The organism is Marinomonas rhodophyticola (assembly GCF_026113935.1).
In the GTDB taxonomy this organism is placed as follows: domain Bacteria; phylum Pseudomonadota; class Gammaproteobacteria; order Pseudomonadales; family Marinomonadaceae; genus Marinomonas; species Marinomonas rhodophyticola.
The window spans coordinates 222,309-242,029 of record NZ_JAPEUL010000004.1 but is presented as its reverse complement, the minus strand read 5'-3'; the positions used below and the strand labels follow the sequence as shown (position 1 = coordinate 242,029).

Sequence of the window (19,721 nt, the reverse complement as noted above, 5' to 3'; positions counted from 1 at the left end):
GATTAAGGACAGCTTATGAACACCAAACTGTATACCACGCCAAAACTTGATGGCTTTCGCATGCCTGCAGAACATGAGCCACAAGAACAAGTCTGGATGGCTTGGCCTACTCGCGAAGATAATTGGCGGGAACAAGGCAAGTATGCTCAACAGGAGTTTGTTGCTGTTGCTAACGCTATTGCCCAATTCACACCAGTGACTTTTATTGTCGATAAGACTCACTTTGAACAAGCACGTTCAGCGTTACCTGAGCATATCAAGCTAATTGAGATTCCTTACGATGACTGCTGGATGCGTGACATTGGTGCAACCTATGTTGTGAACAATCTGGGCGAGCGGCGCGCGAACAGCTGGCAATTTAACGCGTGGGGAGGCGAATTAGACGGCTTGTATGATTCTTGGGAACAAGACAACGCTGTGGCAGAAAAAATGGCGGCGATTACAGGCGATCATGTTTATCACGCACCTTTCATTTTAGAAGGTGGTTCTATTCACGTGGATGGCGAAGGCACGCTATACACCACAGAAGAATGTTTGCTTCATCCAAGTCGTAATCCACATCTAAGCAAAGCCGATATCGAAGACTTGCTAAAAGTATATTTAAATGTGGATAAGATCATTTGGTTAAAAGATGGGTTGTATAATGATGAAACCAATGGGCATGTGGATAATATCATGCACGTCATACGCCCTGGCGTCATTGCTCTTACCGATTGCGAAGACCCAAATGATCCGCAATACGCTATTAGCAAAGCCGCGTTCAACGTCCTGAGCCAAACGCGCGATGCAAAAGGACGACATTTAGAAATTATCAAACTGCCTATGCCTGGCCCGCTTTTTGTCTCAGCAGATGAAGCGAAAAATCTTACTGAAAGCCCTTACATGAACCGCCAAGTCGGAGAGCGCCTCGCCGCCTCTTATGCAAACTTTTTAATTTGTAACAGTGGCATTGTGTTTCCGTTGCTTGATGAAAAGACAGATGAGCAGGCCAAACAGATTCTACAGAGTGCGTTTCCAAACCATCAAGTGATCGGCGTACCAGCGAGAAACATATTACTTGGTGGTGGAAATATTCACTGCATTACCCAACAAGTACCTAAAAAGCAATCCGTATAATGATTTATTGCGTACTGAAACGGTTTTAGAAAGTAATATTTTGTTATCGATTTTATGAGGATATTCCCACATAAAAACAATCAGCATAATGCTTTTTCATGACAATGATATTTCTGTTTGTAGAGCTCTCACACTGTGCTAATCTCATAAATTAGCACAGTGTATAAATGGTTCATAACACGTTAGTGTGATTTTCTGGCTAGAACATAAAATGCATTTATGTTCGGTTGTACTAATTGAAGCACATTGCTTCTTATTTACGATGGCGTATTTCGCTTGGGGTAATATTAATGGATTCCACGTTTACTTTATTGGAGTTAGGCTGGCAAGCTTATTTTCAACAACAGTTATCATTGGATGATTTAGAATCAAATCGTATTGCACGCATCTGTTCTCAACAAGGCAGTCAATACGAGATTGTTAGTGAGTTTGGCTTATTCACTTTGGAGAGCCATCCAGATATGCCCAATATGACGGTGGGAGACTGGATAGTCACTGATACAGAACATCATTTCTTACGCCTGTTGGAACCAAGCTCTATATTCGAAGGCATTGCCTCAAATATAGATACTGTGTTTTTAATTTGCGCACTGAATCAAGATTTCAATCTAGCGCTGATTAAACGCTATTTGGAAATCACCCATGAGGCCCAAGCGGATGCGGTTGTCGTACTCACAAAATCCGATATTTGTGAAGATACAGCAGAAAAACGCGCTCAGGTCGAAAAATTGGATCCCTTGCTGATCGTTGAAACCGTTAACGCTCTCGATGCGAACAGCCTACGCTGTTTGTCGCCTTTCCTTAAAAAAGGCAAAACCATTGCCCTACTTGGAGCGGCAGGCTCTGGAAAATCGGCCTTGATTAATACTTTGATGCAAACCTCTGAAAGCGGTAAGACACAAAGAAATATCGGCCAATCAGGTGCGCTAAAAATCATGCCATCTGGTGCCATTTTACTTGATACCAAGGGCATGCGCGAACTACAACTTGCGCAGTTCGATAGCAGTGCGATTGCCAATTTCGCCGATATTATTGCGCTTGAAAAGCAATGTCGATTCAGTGACTGTCAACACGAAGGTGAGCCAGGCTGTGCCATTAAAGCCGCCGTTAAAGCCAACCGTCTGGACGCCCACCGCGTTGCGGACTTTTTACTGTTGCGCAATGAAGACAGCGACGATGATCAAGTAACCAAATCAAAGCCTCAGGAAAAGTTCTATCGCAGCGCACAATCTGACATACGCGCTCGAAAACACAGCTCTGCGGAATAAAGTACGATTTGTAAAGCAGAAAGCGGCCATTCAATATGAGCCGCTTTTTTTATACACCTTTGAATAAAAAGTTCGCACCCTTTACAGCACGCTCTTGAGTGTTTATAACAACGCACTCACTATTCACTATACTAAGCCAAACCAACTGAGGCAGCTTTTCTGAATCACCATGTCTAATATTTTACTGATTTATTCCACCACAGACGGTCACACAAAAAAGATCAGCCTAAAAATACAAGCCTTTCTCGAAAGCCAAGGCAATGCCGTTTCTCTGCTTGCTGTGGAAGAAGCGACCGCACAGACGCTTGCCAATCATGACAAGATTGTCATTGGTGCCAGCATTCGTTACGGCAAGCATCAAAAGATCGTTGCCGATTTTATTAGCCAGCATAAGAACCAACTTGAAAGCAAATCCAGTGCATTTTATACCGTTAACCTTGTCGCCAGAAAACCAGAGAAATGCCAGCCAGATACCAACCCCTATATCATCAAATTTCTCGACCAGCTTCATTGGCAGCCAGCGTTAAAAGGCGTCTTTGCGGGGAAACTTAATTACCCCAAATACGGTTTTATCGATCGAAATATGATTCGCTTTATTATGTGGATGACCAAAGGCCCTACCGACCCAAAAACCAATATGGAATTTACTGATTGGCAGAGTGTTGACCGCTTTGCACAAGCCGTCTGCGATATGCCTTAGGCCAATGAAAAAGACAACTTGATAACACACTTTCTTTTCACCTTATAAGGAACCTATGAGATGACCGATGCGCTGCTGTTAACCTTTGTTTTTCTAGTAGCTGGGGTCATTTCGGTTCCCATTGCATCACGCTTAGGATTAGGCTCGGTGCTAGGTTATCTACTAGCCGGCATTATTATCAGCCCATTACTGAGTCTATTCGACGTTAACATTGTATCCATTCAGCACTTCGCCGAATTAGGTGTTGTCTTAATGCTGTTTTTGGTCGGGCTTGAATTAAACCCTAAAAAACTGTGGGCATTAAAGTCCAAATTGTTTGGCTTAGGTGGCGGACAAGTTGTGCTGACCGCCCTTCTTATCATGGCGGCCGGAATGCTGTTAGAGCAAGAATGGCGCACCAGCCTTGCCATTGGTTTGATACTCGCCCTTTCGTCAACGGCCATTGTGATTCAAACCCTAACCGAAAAAGGTTTAATGAAGTCGGATGGAGGGCAATCCTCTTTCGCAGTGCTGTTAGCACAAGACATTGTCGTCATTCCCATGCTGGCTTTTATTCCGTTGCTTGCCACACCGGAATTAATCACAGCCCTTAGTCATTCTTCCGATGTGGCACAGGCGGGTAATCATTCAGACTCAGTCTCTCTGGTCGCAGGACTGGAGGCGTGGCAAACCGCACTAGTGACCATTGGTGCCATTGCCGTTGTCATATTAAGTGGCCGTTTTTTAGTGACGCCTATTTTCCGTTTTATTGCTGTAGCGCAACTGCGCGAACTCTTTATTGCAGCGGCATTAATGTTTGTTATCGGCACCACCTTGCTGATGTCTTTGGTTGGACTGTCTCCAGCTCTTGGTACCTTCCTCGCTGGCGTGGTGCTAGCTAACTCGCCTTATCGACATGAATTAGAAAGTGACATAGCGCCATTTAAAGGATTGTTACTAGGACTGTTCTTTATGACTGTAGGCGCAGGCATTAACTTTTCACTATTGTTCAGCCACTTTCCATCCATCCTTGGCCTGACGCTTGGATTGATCATGGTGAAAGCCACTACGCTGTTTATATTGGGTCGTATTTTCAGTATTCGTGGTTCAAACAAATGGCTGTTTGCTCTAGGTCTTGCTCAGGCGGGGGAATTTGGTTTTGTTTTATTGTCTTTTACTGTTAGCAACGCTGTAATTTCGCAAGAAGTAGCCGATATTTTGCTGCTGGTGGTCGCGTTATCTATGCTGCTTACCCCTATGCTATTCATTCTGTATGATCGTGTTATTGCTCCTCGTTATGCCACAGACCAAACGGTGGGGACACAGGACGATATGCCCGATGATAATAAAATCATTATCGCGGATCTCTGGACGAATGGGCAGCACCATAGACAACCTTTTACGATTGGCAGGTTATCACTCGACCGTGATTGATTTCAGCGTGAAACGCCTACGCGCATTGCAAAATTTTGGTGTAAAAAACTACTTCGGTGATGCCACTCGACCCGATTTATTGGAAGCGGCAGGTATAAGCGAGGCGTCATTGTTCATTATTACCATTGATGATGCCGAACAAGTCACCAAACTCGTCAAATACATTAAAGCAACCTACCCGGATCTACATATCATTGCCAGAGCCTTTGACAATAATCACGTTTACGATTTATGGGCTTCTGGTTGTAGAGACATCATTCGAGAAAATTACGACAGCAGTTTGCGTATGGGAAGATCTGCATTTGAAGCACTGGGCATTTCCCATAAGAAAGCGGAACAAATGATTAACATATTCAACCAACACGATAAAGTGTCCATGGTAGAAGTGGCCGACGCTCATCAAATCGGCGTACCGGCCCATGAAAATAAAGTTTTTATTGCTCGGCTTAAAAAATACCTTGAAGAAAAGAACCCGCAGCTACAAAAAGCCATGCAAGACATTCAACAGCAAACCGACGACTAAATAGCTGCTCGACTTATGTATTAAACTAATGCAACGTCACGCTTCTTTGCAACTTAGCCAGTCGTTCATGCCATTTTCCATTATGAGAACGCTCACAAGCCTCTTCGCTATCAAAACTCACCTGCTGACGAAGCTGGCTGAGTTTGATGGCAATGCCGACATCGCTTAGCTCTTGGTGGATAAGCTGACAAAGGTAGTTATCTTGCTTAGCATGAATGGCACTCGACAAAACATCGTCGGTTTCAAAGATACAAACGATTTTTAATGAATTAGGAAACGCATTGTAATTCACTAAATGCGTTAGCCAAACAAACCCATCAACCGATTCCAATGCCGCTTCACATACCCTCGTTAACGCATCACGAATGGCATTTTCTATTTTTTTATCCGATTTTTTCACAACACCCACCTTTCGACAACAGATTAACAATGTGCGCTGTTAACATTATTTTTTGTACTGATTTCTAAGCACGCATTTCTTTAGAAGAACAACATGCTATAATTTTGAAACACCGTTTCATTATAAAAAATATTCTTTCACGACAATCGGTGTCATCGGAGACAAGCTTGCACAAAACCTTTCGCTCACTAAAGAACCCCCAATACCGCCTTTGGGCCATCGGCGCGTTCATCTCAAACATTGGCACCTGGTTACAACGCACCGCACAAGATTGGCTCGTGATTTCTCAGCTTTCTGATGGGAATGCCACGGCCGTCGGCATAGTGGTTGCATTGCAATTTGCGCCACAATTTCTCTTCCTCCCGCTTATTGGATGGGCGGCGGATTATTTTGACCGTCGTAAATTACTGATTGCCACACAAAGCTTACGTGGTTTGTTGGCACTCGTTCAAGCCATTATGATTCTAAATGGTCACCTTGAATTGTGGCATATGTATATTTTTGCTTTTTTACTGGGTTGTTTTACCGCTTTTGACACACCTGCAAGACATGCCTTTGTGGCCGATTTAGTCGATGACAAAGACATGCAAAATGCCGTATCACTGAATTCTATTTCATTTAACAGTGCCCGCATGATTGGCCCAGCTATCGCGGGTTTTCTGATTTTAATTATGGGAGCTGGTTGGGTATTCGCACTCAATGCCGCGTCATTTATACCAATTTTAGTCATCATGTATGTGATCAAAGCACAGCCAACAAGCTCTTCTTCAGAAGGCCTCCCTCACACTAACACCATACCTAACAATCATCATGCTACACACAAAACCACGTTTTTTGATGGTTTTCATTACATACGCCAACGTCCAGATATGACCATAGCGATAGTTATGTTTTTTCTTCGCCATGTTCGGACTTAACTTCACCGTTTACTTAACCGCTATGACAGTGCATGTGTTTACTGGTAATGCACAACAGTTCGGTATTCTTATGTCGATTATGGCCATAGGCTCTATTCTTGGTGCCATAATTACCGCCAATCGAGATACACCCAGTATTCGTTTTATTTCATTTGCAGCCATTGCGTTTGGTGTCATAGCGCTGATTGCTTCGATAATACCCAATTTTTGGCTCTTTGCTGCGTCACTCTGCTTGATAGGCATGACCACTCAACTGTTCACAACATCGGTTCACAGTCTGATTCAACTCTCAGCACAAAAACACATACGCGGCAGAGTCATTGCCATTTTGCTGGCTACTTCCGTAGGTGGTTCTGCTCTTGGTGGGCCATTAGTTGGCTTCACAGCCGACTTGCTTGGTGCTCGTTGGGCAATTGCTTGTGGTGGTGCCCTTGCATTATTGACCGCCTTACTTGGATTACACCACTTACGTCAGCAAAAACGCTGAAAGGCACAAAATCGTTTTTTTTAAAGATTAAGCGTTTCTATCAACTATTCAGCCGCACCTTGATGCATTACACTATTTAACAAATATTAATCACCAACCAAAGAAACAGTAAAGACAGGAAATCGATTAAGATGACCTGATGTGTTTTGGTTTAAGACATCCAGTAAGGAATCACACTGTGAAAAAAGTATTTATTGATGGCGAAACTGGCACCACAGGGCTGCAAGTAAAAGATCGCCTAGTCAATCACCCACACATTGAAATCATCAGTATCGATCCAGACAAAAAACGCGATGTGGAAGAAAAGCGTCGCTTAATGAAAGAAGCCGATGTCACGGTTCTTTGTCTACCTGATGACGCCGCGAAAGACAGCGTGATTTTGGCAAAAGAAGAAGGCTGCCGTATTTTAGACGCCAGTTCAGTTCACCGTGTCGCTGACGGTTGGGTGTATGGTCTGCCTGAACTTGATGTCACTCAACGAGACAAAATCAAAGCCGCGCAGTTTGTCTCTAACCCTGGTTGCTACCCAACTGGTGCGATTCTGCTGTTGAAGCCGTTGATTGAAGCTGGCTTACTACCAGCATCTTATGATTATTCTATTAACGCAGTGTCTGGCTATAGCGGTGGCGGTAACGCCATGATCGATCGTTACGAAAGCACCAAAAATGCTCCTATATTTGGTGCCTATGGCTTGTCTTTCAACCACAAACACCTAGCTGAAATGAAAAAGTGGTCAGGCTTGGATAAGGCACCAATCTTCGTTCCTAGTGTGGGTAACTTCCGCCAAGGCATGCTGACCTTCTTACCCATTCAGCTAAAAGGCGATGTCACCATGGAGCAGTTACAAGCTAAATTGGCCGAAGTGTATGCCAACGACACGTTTGTAACGGTAAATGGCTTTAATGTGGTTGCCGATATCTCAGCACCATTCTTGACGCCACATGGCCTTGAAGACACCAACCAAATAGAGCTATCTGTTCTAAGCGAGCCTGGTAATAAGTCAGGTGTCTTGGTTGCTAAGCTCGACAACCTCGGCAAAGGCGCCTCTGGTGCCGCGGTACAAAACCTTAATATCATGTTGGGGTTTGCTGAAGACATTGCGGTAAATCTTCGCTAGTCACTTTATTCCGCCTTCTTTGTTTGTTCTTAGAAGGCGGAATTTGACCTTAGAGTGTCAAATGAATAATAAAAACCATCCTTCACAGGCTGCAGAGGGTCATCCCATTCCCTCAATGAAAAAACCAAGCCAGCCAACTTGGCCGCTTTATCTAATTGTAGCGATGACATTTGCCATAGGTGCCGTTTCCTATCAGTATCTAACCCTCCCTCAGTCCTTAACTGCAGGGCTACTGTTTATTTGTATCGCCTTTTGGGCAACGTCTTTGGTACCCGCTTATTGGCCTGCATTGGGATTGTTTGCGTTTGCAACCGCCACACAATTGGCACCAACACAGGTGATATTTTCGGGCTTCCAATCGTCAACATTTTGGCTGTTATTCAGTGGCATGGTGTTTGGCGCAGCGATTAACCACACGGGAGTTAATTCACGCGCTACGCGCTTACTAATGCTGATTCTTGGCAATAGCTATCAAGGCACGATTATTAAAATTGCGCTGTTTGCCATGGGGTTAGCGTTTTTAATCCCATCTGGCGTGAGTCGGGTCGTACTGTTAATTCCTATTATTGTTTCTCTTGCAGACCATTTTGGTTACGACTCACATTCTAATGGCCGAAAGGGCATGTTATTAGCCGCAGCATTCGGAACATTTTTACCCGCCTTTTCCATTTTACCTGCCAACGCCCCCAACATGTTGTTGTCGGGAATGACAGAAGCCTTGTATGACGCGCCTTTATCTTATGGGGAATACCTATTATTGCATTTTCCCATCTTAGGATTCGGAAAGTTAATCATGACCATCGGCGTCATTTTATGGTTGTTTCCTGATAAAGCACCCAATCAAGCCGTACAAGCGACAATCGAAAAGTCGGCCATGACCAAAATAGAAACACGCCTCTTGATTGTACTGTGTACGTGTTTTGCGTTTTGGTTTACAGATTCCCTGCACCATATTTCTGCGGGTTGGATTGGCCTTATTGCCGCGCTAGTTTGTCTATGGCCAAGCCTTGGATTAATGGCAAAAAACAGTATAGATAAAGACATTCAATACGGCACACTGTTGTTTGCTGCTGGCATTATAGGGCTAAGCGCGATCATTGCTTACTCGGGACTGGGCAACATATTAGTTAACTATTTAACCGACGTGATTCCTTTCTCAGCTAATGCACCCTTGTTAAACCTAAGCTTGCTGACCTTTATTTCAACGTGCGTGGCGGTGGTCACTAACTTAGCCGGTGTGCCTGCTATTATGACACCAATGGCGGAGCATCTTGCCAACATAACAGGGCTGTCTAATCATGCTGTGCTGATGACACAAGTATTGGCCTTTTCGAACGTCTTGCTGCCTTATCAAGCACCGCCGCTGATTACGGCCATCGCTCTAGGAAGTTTATCCATCAGTGCCGTCACCAAAGTTTGTTTGGCAACCTTTGTACTGACAAGCGTGGTACTGCTGCCGCTGAATTTTCTTTGGTGGTACGCTTTGGGTATGTTTTAAGCTAATTCTTAGTTTCCACATAAAGCAATTTGACAGAAGTAGCCTCACTTAGAAGGTCACTTCTGTCATTTGGGAACAGCTTTTTAAGCTGAAATATCGTATTATCTCCGCCATTAGCCATTTACCCAGCATTTATACAATTGATTCCTATGATACGACTGTCCAATATCCAACTTCCTCTTGATCACGACGCCAGCGCGATAGAACACGCTATTTTGTCCTTGCTGGACATTCCAGTCGAGAAACTCGTTCGCTTTACTGTCTTTCGCCGTGGTTACGATGCCAGAAAGAAAAGCAATATTTTTCTTATCTACACTATCGATGTTGAAACCACCTGTGACCAAGCACTTTTAAGCCAATTTGCCGATCACCAACAAGTAAAAATCGCGCCAGATCTTAACTATCACCCTGTGGCACAAGCTCCTGAAAACTTAACTGAGCGCCCTATTATCATAGGGTTTGGCCCTTGTGGTTTATTAGCAGCTTTAGTGTTGGCGCAAATGGGCTACAAGCCCATCGTGCTTGAACGCGGTAAAGAAGTACGTGAACGCACCAAGGATACCTTTGGTTTCTGGCGCAAAAAATCCTCAACACCGAGTCCAACGTGCAATTTGGTGAAGGCGGTGCAGGGACTTTTTCTGACGGTAAGCTCTATAGCCAAGTGAAAGACCCAAAGCAATACAGCCGCAAAGTACTCAACGAATTTGTTGCAGCGGGCGCACCAGAAGAAATTTTATACGTCAGTAAGCCGCACATTGGTACCTTTAAGCTCGTTGCCATGGTCGAAAAAATGCGCGCGCAAATTATTGAGTTAGGTGGCGAGATTCGTTTTAGCAGCCGAGTCGACGATCTGCACATTGAAGATGGTCAAATAACAGGAGTCACTCTGGCTGACGGTGAAAAACTGTATTCAAAACACATTGCTATCGCCATTGGCCACAGTGCTCGTGACACCTTCGAGATGCTACACAACAAAGGCGTCTATATCGAAGCCAAACCTTTCTCGGTTGGCTTCCGTATTGAACACGAGCAATCCGCTATCGACAAAGCACGCTTTGGCCCAAATGCCGGCAACGAAATTTTAGGGGCCGCCGATTATAAATTGGTTCACCATTGTAAAAATGGTCGTTCGGTTTACAGCTTCTGTATGTGCCCAGGTGGCACCGTAGTGGCCGCCACATCGGAAGAACACCGTGTGGTGACCAATGGTATGAGTCAATATTCTCGCAATGAGCGTAACGCCAACAGCGCCATCGTAGTAGGTATTGATCCATCCGATTATCCTGGTGGCCCACTGGCAGGGATTGAATTCCAACGCAAACTAGAAAGTCTTGCCTACGAGTTGGGCGGCAGTAACTATGATGCACCAGCGCAAACGGTCGGTGCCTTTTTACGTAATGAAACACCCGAAAAACTCGGTACAGTGGAGCCATCTTTCAAGCCTGGCATTAAACTCACCAACCTTGCCGATGCCTTGCCCGATTTTTGTATCGAAGCCATCCGTGAAGCCATTCCCGCTTTTAATAGAAAGATAAAAGGCTTTGCTTTTGATGATGCATTATTAACGGGTGTAGAAACACGCACATCGGCTCCAATCAATATCAAACGTGATAACGATAGCCTAGAAAGCATCAACACCAAAGGCTTATACCCAGCTGGTGAAGGCGCCGGCTACGCGGGCGGTATCATGTCAGCGGCCATCGACGGCATTAAAATCGCCGAAGCCATGGCATTGAGCATCAATAGCAAAACTGCACTTTGATATAAAAAAACGGGGAGATTGGTACGCTAATCTTCCCGTTTTTTTCAATCAACATGCCTGTTTTTGACACCTCGCAGCTTAACCGGACCGAGCACTTCGACAACGTCGGCTTGATCCACATGAACTGACGCGTGTATGATCCAAAGATTGCACACTTCATGAGCGCGGATTCCATACTGCAAGCACCAGCACAGCTACAACCGCTAGAGCTACGAATGGAATAGTCCATTGAGAATGACAGACCCTAGTGGGTATTCTCGACCAACAAAGCCTTTAAGTGCATAGAGCGTTCTGTCAGACACGAATATCGCCGAGTAGAGAAACATGTCAGTAAAAATAAAGACATCCTTACTGTTATTGCAGCTGCTGTGGCCGATGTTTAGGCATGTAGTGGTTATTGCTCTGCGTCCGTAGCAGGTTATAACGCGTAGAAAAATGGGTAAGTTCGGGTGAAATCATGTTAGGTGCTTTATCAGGTTACACTTTAAGGGGACATATCTTCCCCCTTCCCTTTGGTAATGTTGCTTCTGGTAATATGCAAGTTAATATTAGGGCTGGGGATGCCATTAATGATATGGCGGCTGAGTTGTTATTTAATCCAAGAGCAAACTTGGTGACTAAGAATAATGGTTACATAGCTCATGTAGCCCGTTGTTATTTCTAGAAGGTAAATGAAATTTTTAATTGTGTTACCATTTTTTCTGTGTGCTGGGTGTGAGATTGTTTCTTATGACCGCACCAAGGATGCTGTGGCTAATGAAATAGTCGGTCAGTGTTTTACGACCGTACAAAATGCTTTTTTATATGCAAGATGCGGCTCAGACATGAGGAAGATGGGGGCGTTTAGCATGAATGCTTGCTTACCTAAAAATGAAGAAGAACTTGCAATGAAAATGCAACTTCCTCAATGTTCGTCCGGTTTTTCATTACTAACGAAGCTATGTGATAACAATTACATAACAAAGCAAGAAGCTGGAACGTCATTTACTGTTATAAAAGTGGTCAGCACCGCAATGGGAGAAACTGGGAGATACTGGACTATTTTTGCCAATATGGATGATGGTAAGGGCAGCGTAGAACTCCCTAATAAGTGGTTTAAACCCTATTGGGTAACAGATGAAAAAATATCAACAAACCCCGAATATCTTGTACCTTGTGTTGAGCACACCTTGACAGATCAACCATCAACCAAAGCCCGTCATATCAAGTGATTGGCTTTTTTTGAGTTCAAAAACTGACTCAATCCGCGACAGCAACAACTCCTATCAAAGACCAAATCACCACCGGCGTGATCAAAAAGACGGTGTATTACATCGGCGGCTACGAAAAAGAAATCCGTGGCAATCGCATCTACCACCGCATCCAAATCGGTGACGTCGCCATCGTCGACAAAGTAGACAACCACAACGAAACCATAAACTACACCCTACGGGACCACCTCGGCAGCCTGATCGCCACCGTCAGCGAGAGTGGCGCCATCAAACGCCTGTTCTATGATCCTTGGGGCAAACGACTCGATCTCCCTGTGCCTGAAGCGCAATCGTTGACACCTTTTAACCTCGCCAACTTTTTGACACCTCGAGGCTTCACCGGACACGAACACCTAGACAACGTTGGCTTGATCCACATGAACGGACGTGTGTATGATCCAGAGATCGCACGATTCGTCAGCGCGGATCCTTTAATTCCCTCCCCAAAAAATCTGCAAAGCTATAACCGTTATTCTTATACTGGGAACAACCCGCTTAGATACACGGATCCGAGTGGCTACTATAATGTACGAGGTGATACTGATGCTGCATCACGAGATCGTGATCAGCACGATCACCATAGAGATAATGATCGGGATGGTAATGATCGTGACAATAACTCAGGGTCGAGTAATAATAAATCTGGCTCGAGTAGCGGTTCCACCAAACAGGCTGATGGTAGTGTCACACTATCTGAAATGACCGTATCAGCCCCTCGGTATAATGATGACAATGATCGAAGAAATCGAGGGGATAACAGTGGGTATTCACAAGCAGCAGCACAAGCGGCTAGACAGAATGCTCTGGCTCAACAGGCTTCTAATTACTTATCTACAGTTTCTAGGTATGCATCCTATGCCGCAACGGTTTCACTGTTTGTAGGGCCTGCTGGAGTTACAGCAGCCACTTTTTTTGGTGTTGTTTCTTTAGCTACAGGTTGGTCTGCTGTACTTATAGATACTTTCTTTACGGAGAATCCTAATGAAACGGCAGTGATGGGAGCAGCTCTGTCTAGTGGTTACAAATTTGTAGGGGACAAATTACCTAATATGCTACCAGGAATGGCTCAAATGCCAGCAAGAATCACAATTGATGCAATGAGCCAAGTGCAGGTGCACTTAATGAATGAAGCGGCTAAAAATGAAGAGAGAGACCAATATTGATGAAGAATATATACAATGATAAATGGGGACTCGCATATGCAGCTCCCTTATGGGTAACAGGACTTTTAGGGCTAAATCTTCTAATAGCAGGACTGTTTTTATTTAATATAAAATTAATTATTATTGGTATCTGCATGACAGTCGTCTTATTAAGAAAGGATATCTTTTATTTTTCTAAGTTTGATCGTTTTTTTTTAGTGACGTTATTGTTTCAAATTGTTATAGGATCTATTCTAATTGGAATTGGAATTTCTAAAAATGATTACCAGCCTTTTCTAGTGTCAAATGCTATTACTCTTATTTGGACATTGTTTTTTAGTTTCTATTTGTTTAAAAAACTAAATTGGAACGACTAAAAGTTAACTAGACCCTTGTCTTTCAAAGCCAGTCATATCAAGTGATTGGCTTTTTTTAGTTCAAAAAACTAACCCAATCCGCCACACCAACAACAACCCCTATCAAAAGCCAAACCACCACCGGCGTCATTCCAAAAACCATTTACTACATCGGCGGCTACGAAAAAGAAATCCGTGACAAGCACATCTACCACCGCATTCAAATCGGTGACGTCGCCATCGTCGATAAAGTAGACAACCACAACGAAACCATTCACTACACCCTACGGGACCACCTCGGCAGCCTGATCGCCACCGTCAGCGAGAGTGGCGCCATCAAACGCTTGTTCTACGACCCATGGGGCAAACGACTCGATCTCCCTGTACCCGAAGCTCAATCCCTGACACCTTTTAACCTCGCCAACTTTTTGACACCTCGAGGCTTCACCGGACACGAACACCTCGACAACGTCGGCTTGATCCACATGAACGGACGTGTGTATGATCCAGAGATCGCAAGATTCGTCAGTGCGGATCCGATGATCTCCGCGCCCACTTACTTACAAAGCTACAACCGCTACAGCTATGTATGGAATAATCCGCTAAGATTTACCGACCCGAGTGGGTTTGAAGTCACACGGCACGGGAACCGATGGTTACGACTCGCATCCGAACTACGACCATGACAATAATCGATGGGATCACGATAAAGATCACTCGAAAGAAAATAAGAAATGGGATAAAGAGCATAAAGTAGAAGTAACGAAGGGAGATAAGAACCAGACGGTTATTAAAGACAACTCAGGGAATACGCTTTACGATGCAGGGGAGCGAGCGAGGAAAATTGAGCAGCAAAAGGAGTGGGATCAGTGGGCATTGGAAAATCCTATCCCCCCTGAGTCGGGGTTAGGAACCGTGTCGATACTGGGGTTATTTCCAGCAAGGGCAGTTTCATCTGGGCTTTTTTCTGGGGGTGCAAACAGGGGGTGGAAATTAGGCGACGATATATACAATTTAACTACAAAAGGCAATCAACCATCTTGGACAACTGTCAGGACCCGATTCTGGAAAAAAACGAGTCTGCGATGCCAAGCGCAGCGAACAAATATGGGGCAGAAAACGTAGAGAGAATGGCTAAAGGAAGGGCACCACAAAGATACAACGCTGATAAAGGAGGCATTGAATCTATGGAGTTGAGTCATGAGCCAATTCCTTTTAGAGATGGGGGTAAAGATTTTATTCCTCGCTGGCCCCAAGACCATGCTGCTGTTGATCCTTTTAGAAGACCAGGATACTAAGAAATGACCAATAAAACACTATCTGAGAAATTTCAAAGCACAATGGGCCAGCCTGTAGAGATTGAAGGTAGAAATGTATACCCGATCTATATTTTGGAATTAGAGAAGGAAAAGCAAATAACCGTGAAGTGGGTTAGCACTCAATCTAGACTGAAGCAGGGGATACAAATAAAAATAGATAAAGGTGTTATAGAAGTAAACGGCGAAAAACTTTCGAATATCGTACTGTGGGAAGACACCAGTCCAGATGTAGTACAACTACGATGCATACCCAAAAAGAACACCAAGTTAAAGGTATGGAATGTATGGGAAGTTAACGGTGTGACTCAAGCTTGGGTGGGAAATGCCGGAATGGATATTTCAGAATCAGACCATCAGATCAGATTGCGGTGTAGTGATGGATCTGACGATGTCAATTTCCAGAATGTAGTTGTTGAATTGGTCGCCGACTGATTAAGCCTAATCTTAAAATAATATTCATTCCCCCTCAAAGCCAGTTATATTAGGTGATTGGCTTTTTTGAGTTCAAAAACTGACTCAACCCACTACACAAACAACAACCCCTATCAAAGACCAAATCACCACCGGCGAGATCAAAAAGACGGTGTATTACATCGGCGGCTATGAAAAAGAAATCCGTGGTAATCGTATCTATCACCGCATTCAAATCGGTGATTCTGCCATTGTAGAAAAAGTGGACGACAACCCCGAAACCATTAATTACACCCTGCGAGATCAACTTGGTAGTCTCATTGCCACCGTCAGCGACACAGGCACCATCAAGCGCCTGTTCTATGATCCTTGGGGTAAACGACTGGACTTACCTGTACCAGATGCCCAACCGCTCACGCTCTTTAATCTAGCGACCTTTTTAACGCCACGCGGCTTCACGGGACACGAACACCTCGACAACGTCGGCTTGATCCACATGAACGGACGCGTGTATGATCCTGAAATTGCACGCTTCGTTAGCGCGGATCCTTTAATTCCCTCCCCAAAAAATCTGCAAAGTTATAACCGTTACTCTTATACTGTAAACAACCCACTACGATACACAGCCCCTAGTGGTTTTAGAATGGTGGACGCAGAGCATACAGGAAACCCCGATGACAATAATGAATCGGATTCTAGATTTGGTCGTGAAAGTGACAGAGACAATAACTCAGGGTCGAGTAATAACAAATCTGGCTCGGGTAGCAGCGCAACCAAGGAGGCTGATGGCAGTGTTACACTGGAAATGACCGTATCAGCCCCTCGGTATAATGATGACAATGATCGAAGAAATCGAGGGGATAACAGTGGGTATTCACAAGCTGCTGCGACACAAGCAGCAGTTGAGGCTCAGCGGAATGCAGCTCTGGCCCAAAGGGCTTCTAATTTATTATCTACGGTTTCTAGATATGCATCATATGCAGCAACAGCCGCTTTACTAACAGGTTTTGTTCCGGTTGCTGGTGCTCTTGCTAACGTTGCTATTATTGCTGGTATATTTGCTGTAGGTGTTGATATAGCTGTTAATGGGAAAAATTTTAATCTAACGTCAACAGCTGGTGCAGCTTTATCTACTAGTTACAAAATTGCTGGTGACATATTACCTAATATGCTTCACGGAATAGCTAGACAGCCTGCAAGGGTTGTGATAGACGCTACGAGTCAAGTACAGGGGCTTCTAATGAACGAAGCGGCTAAAAATGAAGAGAGAGATAGTAATTAATTTATGAAAAATATATACAATGATAAATGGGGACTTGCCTATGGGACTCCCTTATGGGGGGGCGGGCTTGTAGGGATAAATTTTTTAATATCTGGATTATTTCTTTTAAATATTCAAATAATACTTTTTGGTCTCTGTGCCACTGTTATGATTTTAAGAAAAGATGTCTTGTATTTTGCAAAGTCAGATAGGCTCTTTTTAGTAACATTAATGCTTCAAGCTGTTTTTGGCTCTGCTTCTATATGGGGAGCAATAACTTATAATTTCTATCAGCTCTTCTTTTTATCAGTAGCTATTACTTTGATTTGGACATCATTCTTTTTTTCTATTACTTGAAAAAACTAGATTGGAACGAGTAAAACTAGTAGATTACCTGCCAGTAAAGCCAATTATATGAAGTGATTGGCTTTTTCTTAGCTCAAAAAAAGCTGAACAAAGACACTGCCCACTCGATTAATGAATCGGATGCTTAAGCCGCCTCAAAAGTACCACCACAACAGTGGCAGGCAACAACTATGGCACCGTCTCCCTCAACTACAACGCTCTGGGCAATATCACCCAAAAAAGTGACGTGGGGACATACACCTATAACCAGACCCAATGTGGCCGTCAAACCGGCCCTCATGCCGTCAGCAGCATCACTGGCAAAGGCGCTTACTGCTACGACCAAAATGGCAACCTACTCAGTGGCGACAACCGAAGCCTCACCTACAACAGCTTCGACAAACCCACCTACATCCAACAAAATGGTGAAACCAGCACCTTCTCCTATGGGCCAGACCGACAACGCTACAAACAAGTGACCACAGGCACCGTCCCAAAAACCGTTTACTACATCGGCGGCTACGAAAAAGAAATCCGTGGCAATCGCATCTACCACCGCATTCAAATCGGTGACGTCGCCATCGTCGACAAAGTAGACAACCACAACGAAACCATCCACTACACCCTACGCGACCACCTTGGCAGCCTCATTGCCACCGTGAGCGACAGCGGCACCGTCAAACGCCTGTTCTACGATCCTTGGGGCAAACGACTGGACTTGCCTGTGCCTGAAGCTCAATCGTTGACACCTTTTAACTTGGCGAGTTTTGTAACACCACGCGGCTTCACCGGACACGAACACCTCGACAACGTCGGCTTGATCCACATGAACGGACGCGTGTATGATCCTGAGACCGCACGCTTCGTCAGTGCAGATCCGGTACTCAGCGATCCAACTTACTTACAAAGCTACAACCGCTACAGCTATGTGTGGAATAATCCATTAAGAATGACGGACCCGAGTGGGTTTGAGTCCCACGGCACGGGAACCGATGGTTACGACTCGCATCCGAACTACGACCATGACAATAATCGATGGGATCACGATAAAGATCACTCGAAAGAAAATAAGAAATGGGATAAAGAGCATAAAGTAGAAGTAACGAAGGGAGATAAGAACCAGACTGTTATTAAAGACAGCTCAGGGAATACGCTTTACGATGCAAGTAATCGACATACAAGTTATAAGGAGAATGACGAGGTAAGGAATTTAGCTTCTCATGTTAAGATTCTACCATTAACAGATCTCCAAGCAGTATATGGAACTGTACCGACAAGAGCAGTAGTATCTGGACTTTATCGGTTGGTAGCTTCGCTATTTCGTTCTGGGGTTGCAAACAGAGGGGCTAGTAGTGCGGCGAGTGGCGCAAATTTAAATAGACAGTTAACAGCTCAAGAAATAGCGAATGGGCATGCTTTTGAAAAACACGTTTTGAAGCAAGGTGAATTTCCAGGCATCAGAATAAGGCAGCAATTTCAAAACCATGTTGAAGATGTACTTAGTAACCCGAGTGGGATGCGCTATTACAAAGATGGACGTACTGTTTATCTCCAAGAATCATCAAGTACGGTAGTTATTCGAAATTCAGGTTCAGGTGAAAGTACAGCTTTTCAGCCTGCTAATTGGAGTGAGTATATTAATTCGTTGCCAAGCCGTTCAACGCCATACCCCTAACGCTTAGAAATTTATTTAGGAGAAATCGTATGAAAGTTGTTGATAATAACGGTATTAAATTAACGTGTGAAATTAGCCATGAGGAAATATTGATTCTCATGGCTGGTATGAGGGAAATTTGTTATGGAGTTGATATTCATGCCTTTGAGACAAGGCTTGGTTACAGCAAAGAGCGAGTAGGCGTTTTAGTGCAGCAGCTCAGGTCTATTCTCGATGAACAAGATATCGATGAATAATTTACAAGCCCGCAATTCGCGGGCTTTTTAATATGCTGCTTGCTGAATTATTGATGCAATGAGCCAAGTACAGGGATTCTTAATGAACGAAGCGGCTAAAAATGAAGAGAGAGATAGTAATTAATTTATGAAAAATATATACAATGATAAATGGGGACTTGCCTATGGGACTCCCTTATGGGGGGGCGGGCTTGTAGGGATAAATTTTTTAATATCTGGATTATTTCTTTTAAATATTCAAATAATACTTTTTGGTCTCTGTGCCACTGTTATGATTTTAAGAAAAGATGTCTTGTATTTTGCAAAGTCAGATAGGCTCTTTTTAGTAACATTAATGCTTCAAGCTGTTTTTGGCTCTGCTTCTATATGGGGAGCAATAACTTATAATTTCTATCAGCTCTTCTTTTTATCAGTAGCTATTACTTTGATTTGGACATCATTCTTTTTTTCTATTACTTGAAAAAACTAGATTGGAACGAGTAAAACTAGTAGATTACCTGCCAGTAAAGCCAATTATATGAAGTG

The 19,721-nt window shown here is 43.9% G+C and carries 24 protein-coding genes; 22 read left to right on the top strand and 2 right to left on the bottom strand.

The window, feature by feature from the left end; genetic code table 11:
* Positions 1–15: 15 nt before the first annotated feature.
* The 5 genes from aguA (at position 16) to ONZ52_RS01800 (ending at position 5,020) form a co-directional block, all read left to right on the top strand.
* Complete coding sequence (gene aguA / locus ONZ52_RS01820; protein WP_265216928.1) at positions 16–1,116, top strand: agmatine deiminase; 1,101 nt, start codon at positions 16–18, stop codon at positions 1,114–1,116.
* A gap of 290 nt (positions 1,117–1,406) precedes the next feature.
* Entirely contained in the window at positions 1,407–2,384 is a 978-nt protein-coding gene (gene rsgA, locus ONZ52_RS01815; RefSeq protein ID WP_265216927.1) for a GTPase RsgA, read from the top strand.
* 169 nt (positions 2,385–2,553) lie between these two features.
* Positions 2,554–3,084, top strand: coding sequence for a menaquinone-dependent protoporphyrinogen IX dehydrogenase (gene hemG, locus ONZ52_RS01810; RefSeq protein ID WP_265216926.1), 531 nt, complete (start codon positions 2,554–2,556; stop codon positions 3,082–3,084).
* A 60-nt stretch (positions 3,085–3,144) separates the two neighbouring features.
* Positions 3,145–4,497: a cation:proton antiporter domain-containing protein gene (locus tag ONZ52_RS01805; protein ID WP_265216925.1), complete on the top strand. Its 1,353-nt coding sequence runs from the start codon at positions 3,145–3,147 to the stop codon at positions 4,495–4,497.
* Positions 4,490–5,020, top strand: coding sequence for an NAD-binding protein (locus tag ONZ52_RS01800; RefSeq protein WP_265216924.1), 531 nt, complete (start codon positions 4,490–4,492; stop codon positions 5,018–5,020). Before ONZ52_RS01805 ends, ONZ52_RS01800 begins: the two co-directional genes overlap by 8 nt.
* Before the next feature lie 25 nt (positions 5,021–5,045).
* Here ONZ52_RS01800 and ONZ52_RS01795 read toward each other — a convergent pair whose 3' ends face one another.
* Positions 5,046–5,420, bottom strand: a complete 375-nt coding sequence (locus tag ONZ52_RS01795; protein ID WP_265216923.1) for a Fis family transcriptional regulator — start codon at positions 5,418–5,420, stop codon at positions 5,046–5,048.
* Between the two features lie 167 nt (positions 5,421–5,587).
* Here ONZ52_RS01795 and ONZ52_RS01790 point away from each other — a divergent pair, with 167 nt between their 5' ends.
* From ONZ52_RS01790 to ONZ52_RS01750, 9 genes are all read left to right on the top strand, one after another.
* A complete protein-coding gene (locus ONZ52_RS01790) occupies positions 5,588–6,337 on the top strand; it encodes an MFS transporter (RefSeq protein WP_265216922.1) in 750 nt (249 codons plus the stop codon).
* Positions 6,324–6,824, top strand: coding sequence for an MFS transporter (locus ONZ52_RS01785; RefSeq protein WP_265216921.1), 501 nt, complete (start codon positions 6,324–6,326; stop codon positions 6,822–6,824). Before ONZ52_RS01790 ends, ONZ52_RS01785 begins: the two co-directional genes overlap by 14 nt.
* A 178-nt stretch (positions 6,825–7,002) precedes the next feature.
* Positions 7,003–7,941: an N-acetyl-gamma-glutamyl-phosphate reductase gene (argC, locus tag ONZ52_RS01780; protein WP_265216920.1), complete on the top strand. Its 939-nt coding sequence runs from the start codon at positions 7,003–7,005 to the stop codon at positions 7,939–7,941.
* Positions 7,942–8,002: 61 nt separating this feature from the next.
* Positions 8,003–9,439 (top strand): SLC13 family permease, encoded by a 1,437-nt coding sequence (locus tag ONZ52_RS01775; protein ID WP_265216919.1) that lies wholly within the window; start codon positions 8,003–8,005, stop codon positions 9,437–9,439.
* Positions 9,440–9,588: 149 nt separating this feature from the next.
* A complete protein-coding gene (locus ONZ52_RS01770) occupies positions 9,589–10,104 on the top strand; it encodes a hypothetical protein (protein ID WP_265216918.1) in 516 nt (171 codons plus the stop codon).
* Entirely contained in the window at positions 10,044–11,201 is a 1,158-nt protein-coding gene (locus ONZ52_RS01765) for an NAD(P)/FAD-dependent oxidoreductase (RefSeq protein WP_265216917.1), read from the top strand. The genes ONZ52_RS01770 and ONZ52_RS01765 overlap by 61 nt, the downstream gene beginning before the upstream one ends.
* Before the next feature lie 457 nt (positions 11,202–11,658).
* Positions 11,659–11,865, top strand: a complete 207-nt coding sequence (locus tag ONZ52_RS01760; protein ID WP_265216916.1) for a hypothetical protein — start codon at positions 11,659–11,661, stop codon at positions 11,863–11,865.
* A 7-nt stretch (positions 11,866–11,872) separates the two neighbouring features.
* Positions 11,873–12,412: a hypothetical protein gene (locus ONZ52_RS01755; protein WP_265216915.1), complete on the top strand. Its 540-nt coding sequence runs from the start codon at positions 11,873–11,875 to the stop codon at positions 12,410–12,412.
* A gap of 77 nt (positions 12,413–12,489) precedes the next feature.
* Positions 12,490–13,614: an RHS repeat domain-containing protein gene (locus tag ONZ52_RS01750; protein WP_265216914.1), complete on the top strand. Its 1,125-nt coding sequence runs from the start codon at positions 12,490–12,492 to the stop codon at positions 13,612–13,614.
* Positions 13,615–14,038: 424 nt separating this feature from the next.
* Here ONZ52_RS01750 and ONZ52_RS01745 read toward each other — a convergent pair whose 3' ends face one another.
* On the bottom strand, positions 14,039–14,227 hold the full coding sequence (locus ONZ52_RS01745; protein ID WP_265216913.1) for a hypothetical protein: 189 nt from the start codon (positions 14,225–14,227) through the stop codon (positions 14,039–14,041).
* Here ONZ52_RS01745 and ONZ52_RS25185 point away from each other — a divergent pair.
* The 8 genes from ONZ52_RS25185 to ONZ52_RS01710 all read left to right on the top strand — a co-directional run bounded on the left by ONZ52_RS25185 (position 14,141) and on the right by ONZ52_RS01710 (position 19,656).
* Positions 14,141–14,635 (top strand): RHS repeat domain-containing protein, encoded by a 495-nt coding sequence (locus ONZ52_RS25185; protein WP_487348999.1) that lies wholly within the window; start codon positions 14,141–14,143, stop codon positions 14,633–14,635. The genes ONZ52_RS01745 and ONZ52_RS25185 overlap by 87 nt on opposite strands.
* On the top strand, positions 14,577–15,074 hold the full coding sequence (locus ONZ52_RS01740; RefSeq protein WP_265216912.1) for a hypothetical protein: 498 nt from the start codon (positions 14,577–14,579) through the stop codon (positions 15,072–15,074). The genes ONZ52_RS25185 and ONZ52_RS01740 overlap by 59 nt, the downstream gene beginning before the upstream one ends.
* 176 nt (positions 15,075–15,250) lie before the next feature.
* Positions 15,251–15,700 carry a hypothetical protein gene (locus tag ONZ52_RS01735; protein WP_265216911.1) on the top strand — a complete coding sequence of 150 codons (450 nt, stop codon included), beginning with the start codon at positions 15,251–15,253 and terminating at the stop codon, positions 15,698–15,700.
* A 151-nt stretch (positions 15,701–15,851) separates the two neighbouring features.
* Positions 15,852–16,961: an RHS repeat-associated core domain-containing protein gene (locus ONZ52_RS01730; protein ID WP_265216910.1), complete on the top strand. Its 1,110-nt coding sequence runs from the start codon at positions 15,852–15,854 to the stop codon at positions 16,959–16,961.
* A gap of 3 nt (positions 16,962–16,964) precedes the next feature.
* Entirely contained in the window at positions 16,965–17,297 is a 333-nt protein-coding gene (locus ONZ52_RS01725; protein WP_265216906.1) for a hypothetical protein, read from the top strand.
* A gap of 163 nt (positions 17,298–17,460) precedes the next feature.
* Positions 17,461–18,960 (top strand): RHS repeat-associated core domain-containing protein, encoded by a 1,500-nt coding sequence (locus tag ONZ52_RS01720; protein ID WP_265216908.1) that lies wholly within the window; start codon positions 17,461–17,463, stop codon positions 18,958–18,960.
* A 29-nt stretch (positions 18,961–18,989) separates the two neighbouring features.
* Positions 18,990–19,196, top strand: a complete 207-nt coding sequence (locus ONZ52_RS01715) for a hypothetical protein (RefSeq protein ID WP_265216907.1) — start codon at positions 18,990–18,992, stop codon at positions 19,194–19,196.
* A gap of 127 nt (positions 19,197–19,323) precedes the next feature.
* Positions 19,324–19,656: a hypothetical protein gene (locus ONZ52_RS01710; protein WP_265216906.1), complete on the top strand. Its 333-nt coding sequence runs from the start codon at positions 19,324–19,326 to the stop codon at positions 19,654–19,656.
* Positions 19,657–19,721 lie beyond the last annotated feature (65 nt).

What these genes read in the sequence shown, in the direction of transcription:
- aguA (WP_265216928.1), top strand. Translation starts at nt 16, where the DNA reads ATGAACACCAAACTGTATACCACGCCAAAACTTGATGGCTTTCGCATG.
- rsgA (WP_265216927.1), top strand. Translation starts at nt 1,407, where the DNA reads ATGGATTCCACGTTTACTTTATTGGAGTTAGGCTGGCAAGCTTATTTT.
- hemG (WP_265216926.1), top strand. Translation starts at nt 2,554, where the DNA reads ATGTCTAATATTTTACTGATTTATTCCACCACAGACGGTCACACAAAA.
- ONZ52_RS01805 (WP_265216925.1), top strand. Translation starts at nt 3,145, where the DNA reads ATGACCGATGCGCTGCTGTTAACCTTTGTTTTTCTAGTAGCTGGGGTC.
- ONZ52_RS01785 (WP_265216921.1), top strand. Translation starts at nt 6,324, where the DNA reads ATGTTCGGACTTAACTTCACCGTTTACTTAACCGCTATGACAGTGCAT.
- ONZ52_RS01775 (WP_265216919.1), top strand. Translation starts at nt 8,003, where the DNA reads ATGAATAATAAAAACCATCCTTCACAGGCTGCAGAGGGTCATCCCATT.
- ONZ52_RS01770 (WP_265216918.1), top strand. Translation starts at nt 9,589, where the DNA reads ATGATACGACTGTCCAATATCCAACTTCCTCTTGATCACGACGCCAGC.
- ONZ52_RS01760 (WP_265216916.1), top strand. Translation starts at nt 11,659, where the DNA reads ATGTTAGGTGCTTTATCAGGTTACACTTTAAGGGGACATATCTTCCCC.
- ONZ52_RS01755 (WP_265216915.1), top strand. Translation starts at nt 11,873, where the DNA reads ATGAAATTTTTAATTGTGTTACCATTTTTTCTGTGTGCTGGGTGTGAG.
- ONZ52_RS01735 (WP_265216911.1), top strand. Translation starts at nt 15,251, where the DNA reads ATGACCAATAAAACACTATCTGAGAAATTTCAAAGCACAATGGGCCAG.
- ONZ52_RS01725 (WP_265216906.1), top strand. Translation starts at nt 16,965, where the DNA reads ATGAAAAATATATACAATGATAAATGGGGACTTGCCTATGGGACTCCC.
- ONZ52_RS01715 (WP_265216907.1), top strand. Translation starts at nt 18,990, where the DNA reads ATGAAAGTTGTTGATAATAACGGTATTAAATTAACGTGTGAAATTAGC.
- ONZ52_RS01710 (WP_265216906.1), top strand. Translation starts at nt 19,324, where the DNA reads ATGAAAAATATATACAATGATAAATGGGGACTTGCCTATGGGACTCCC.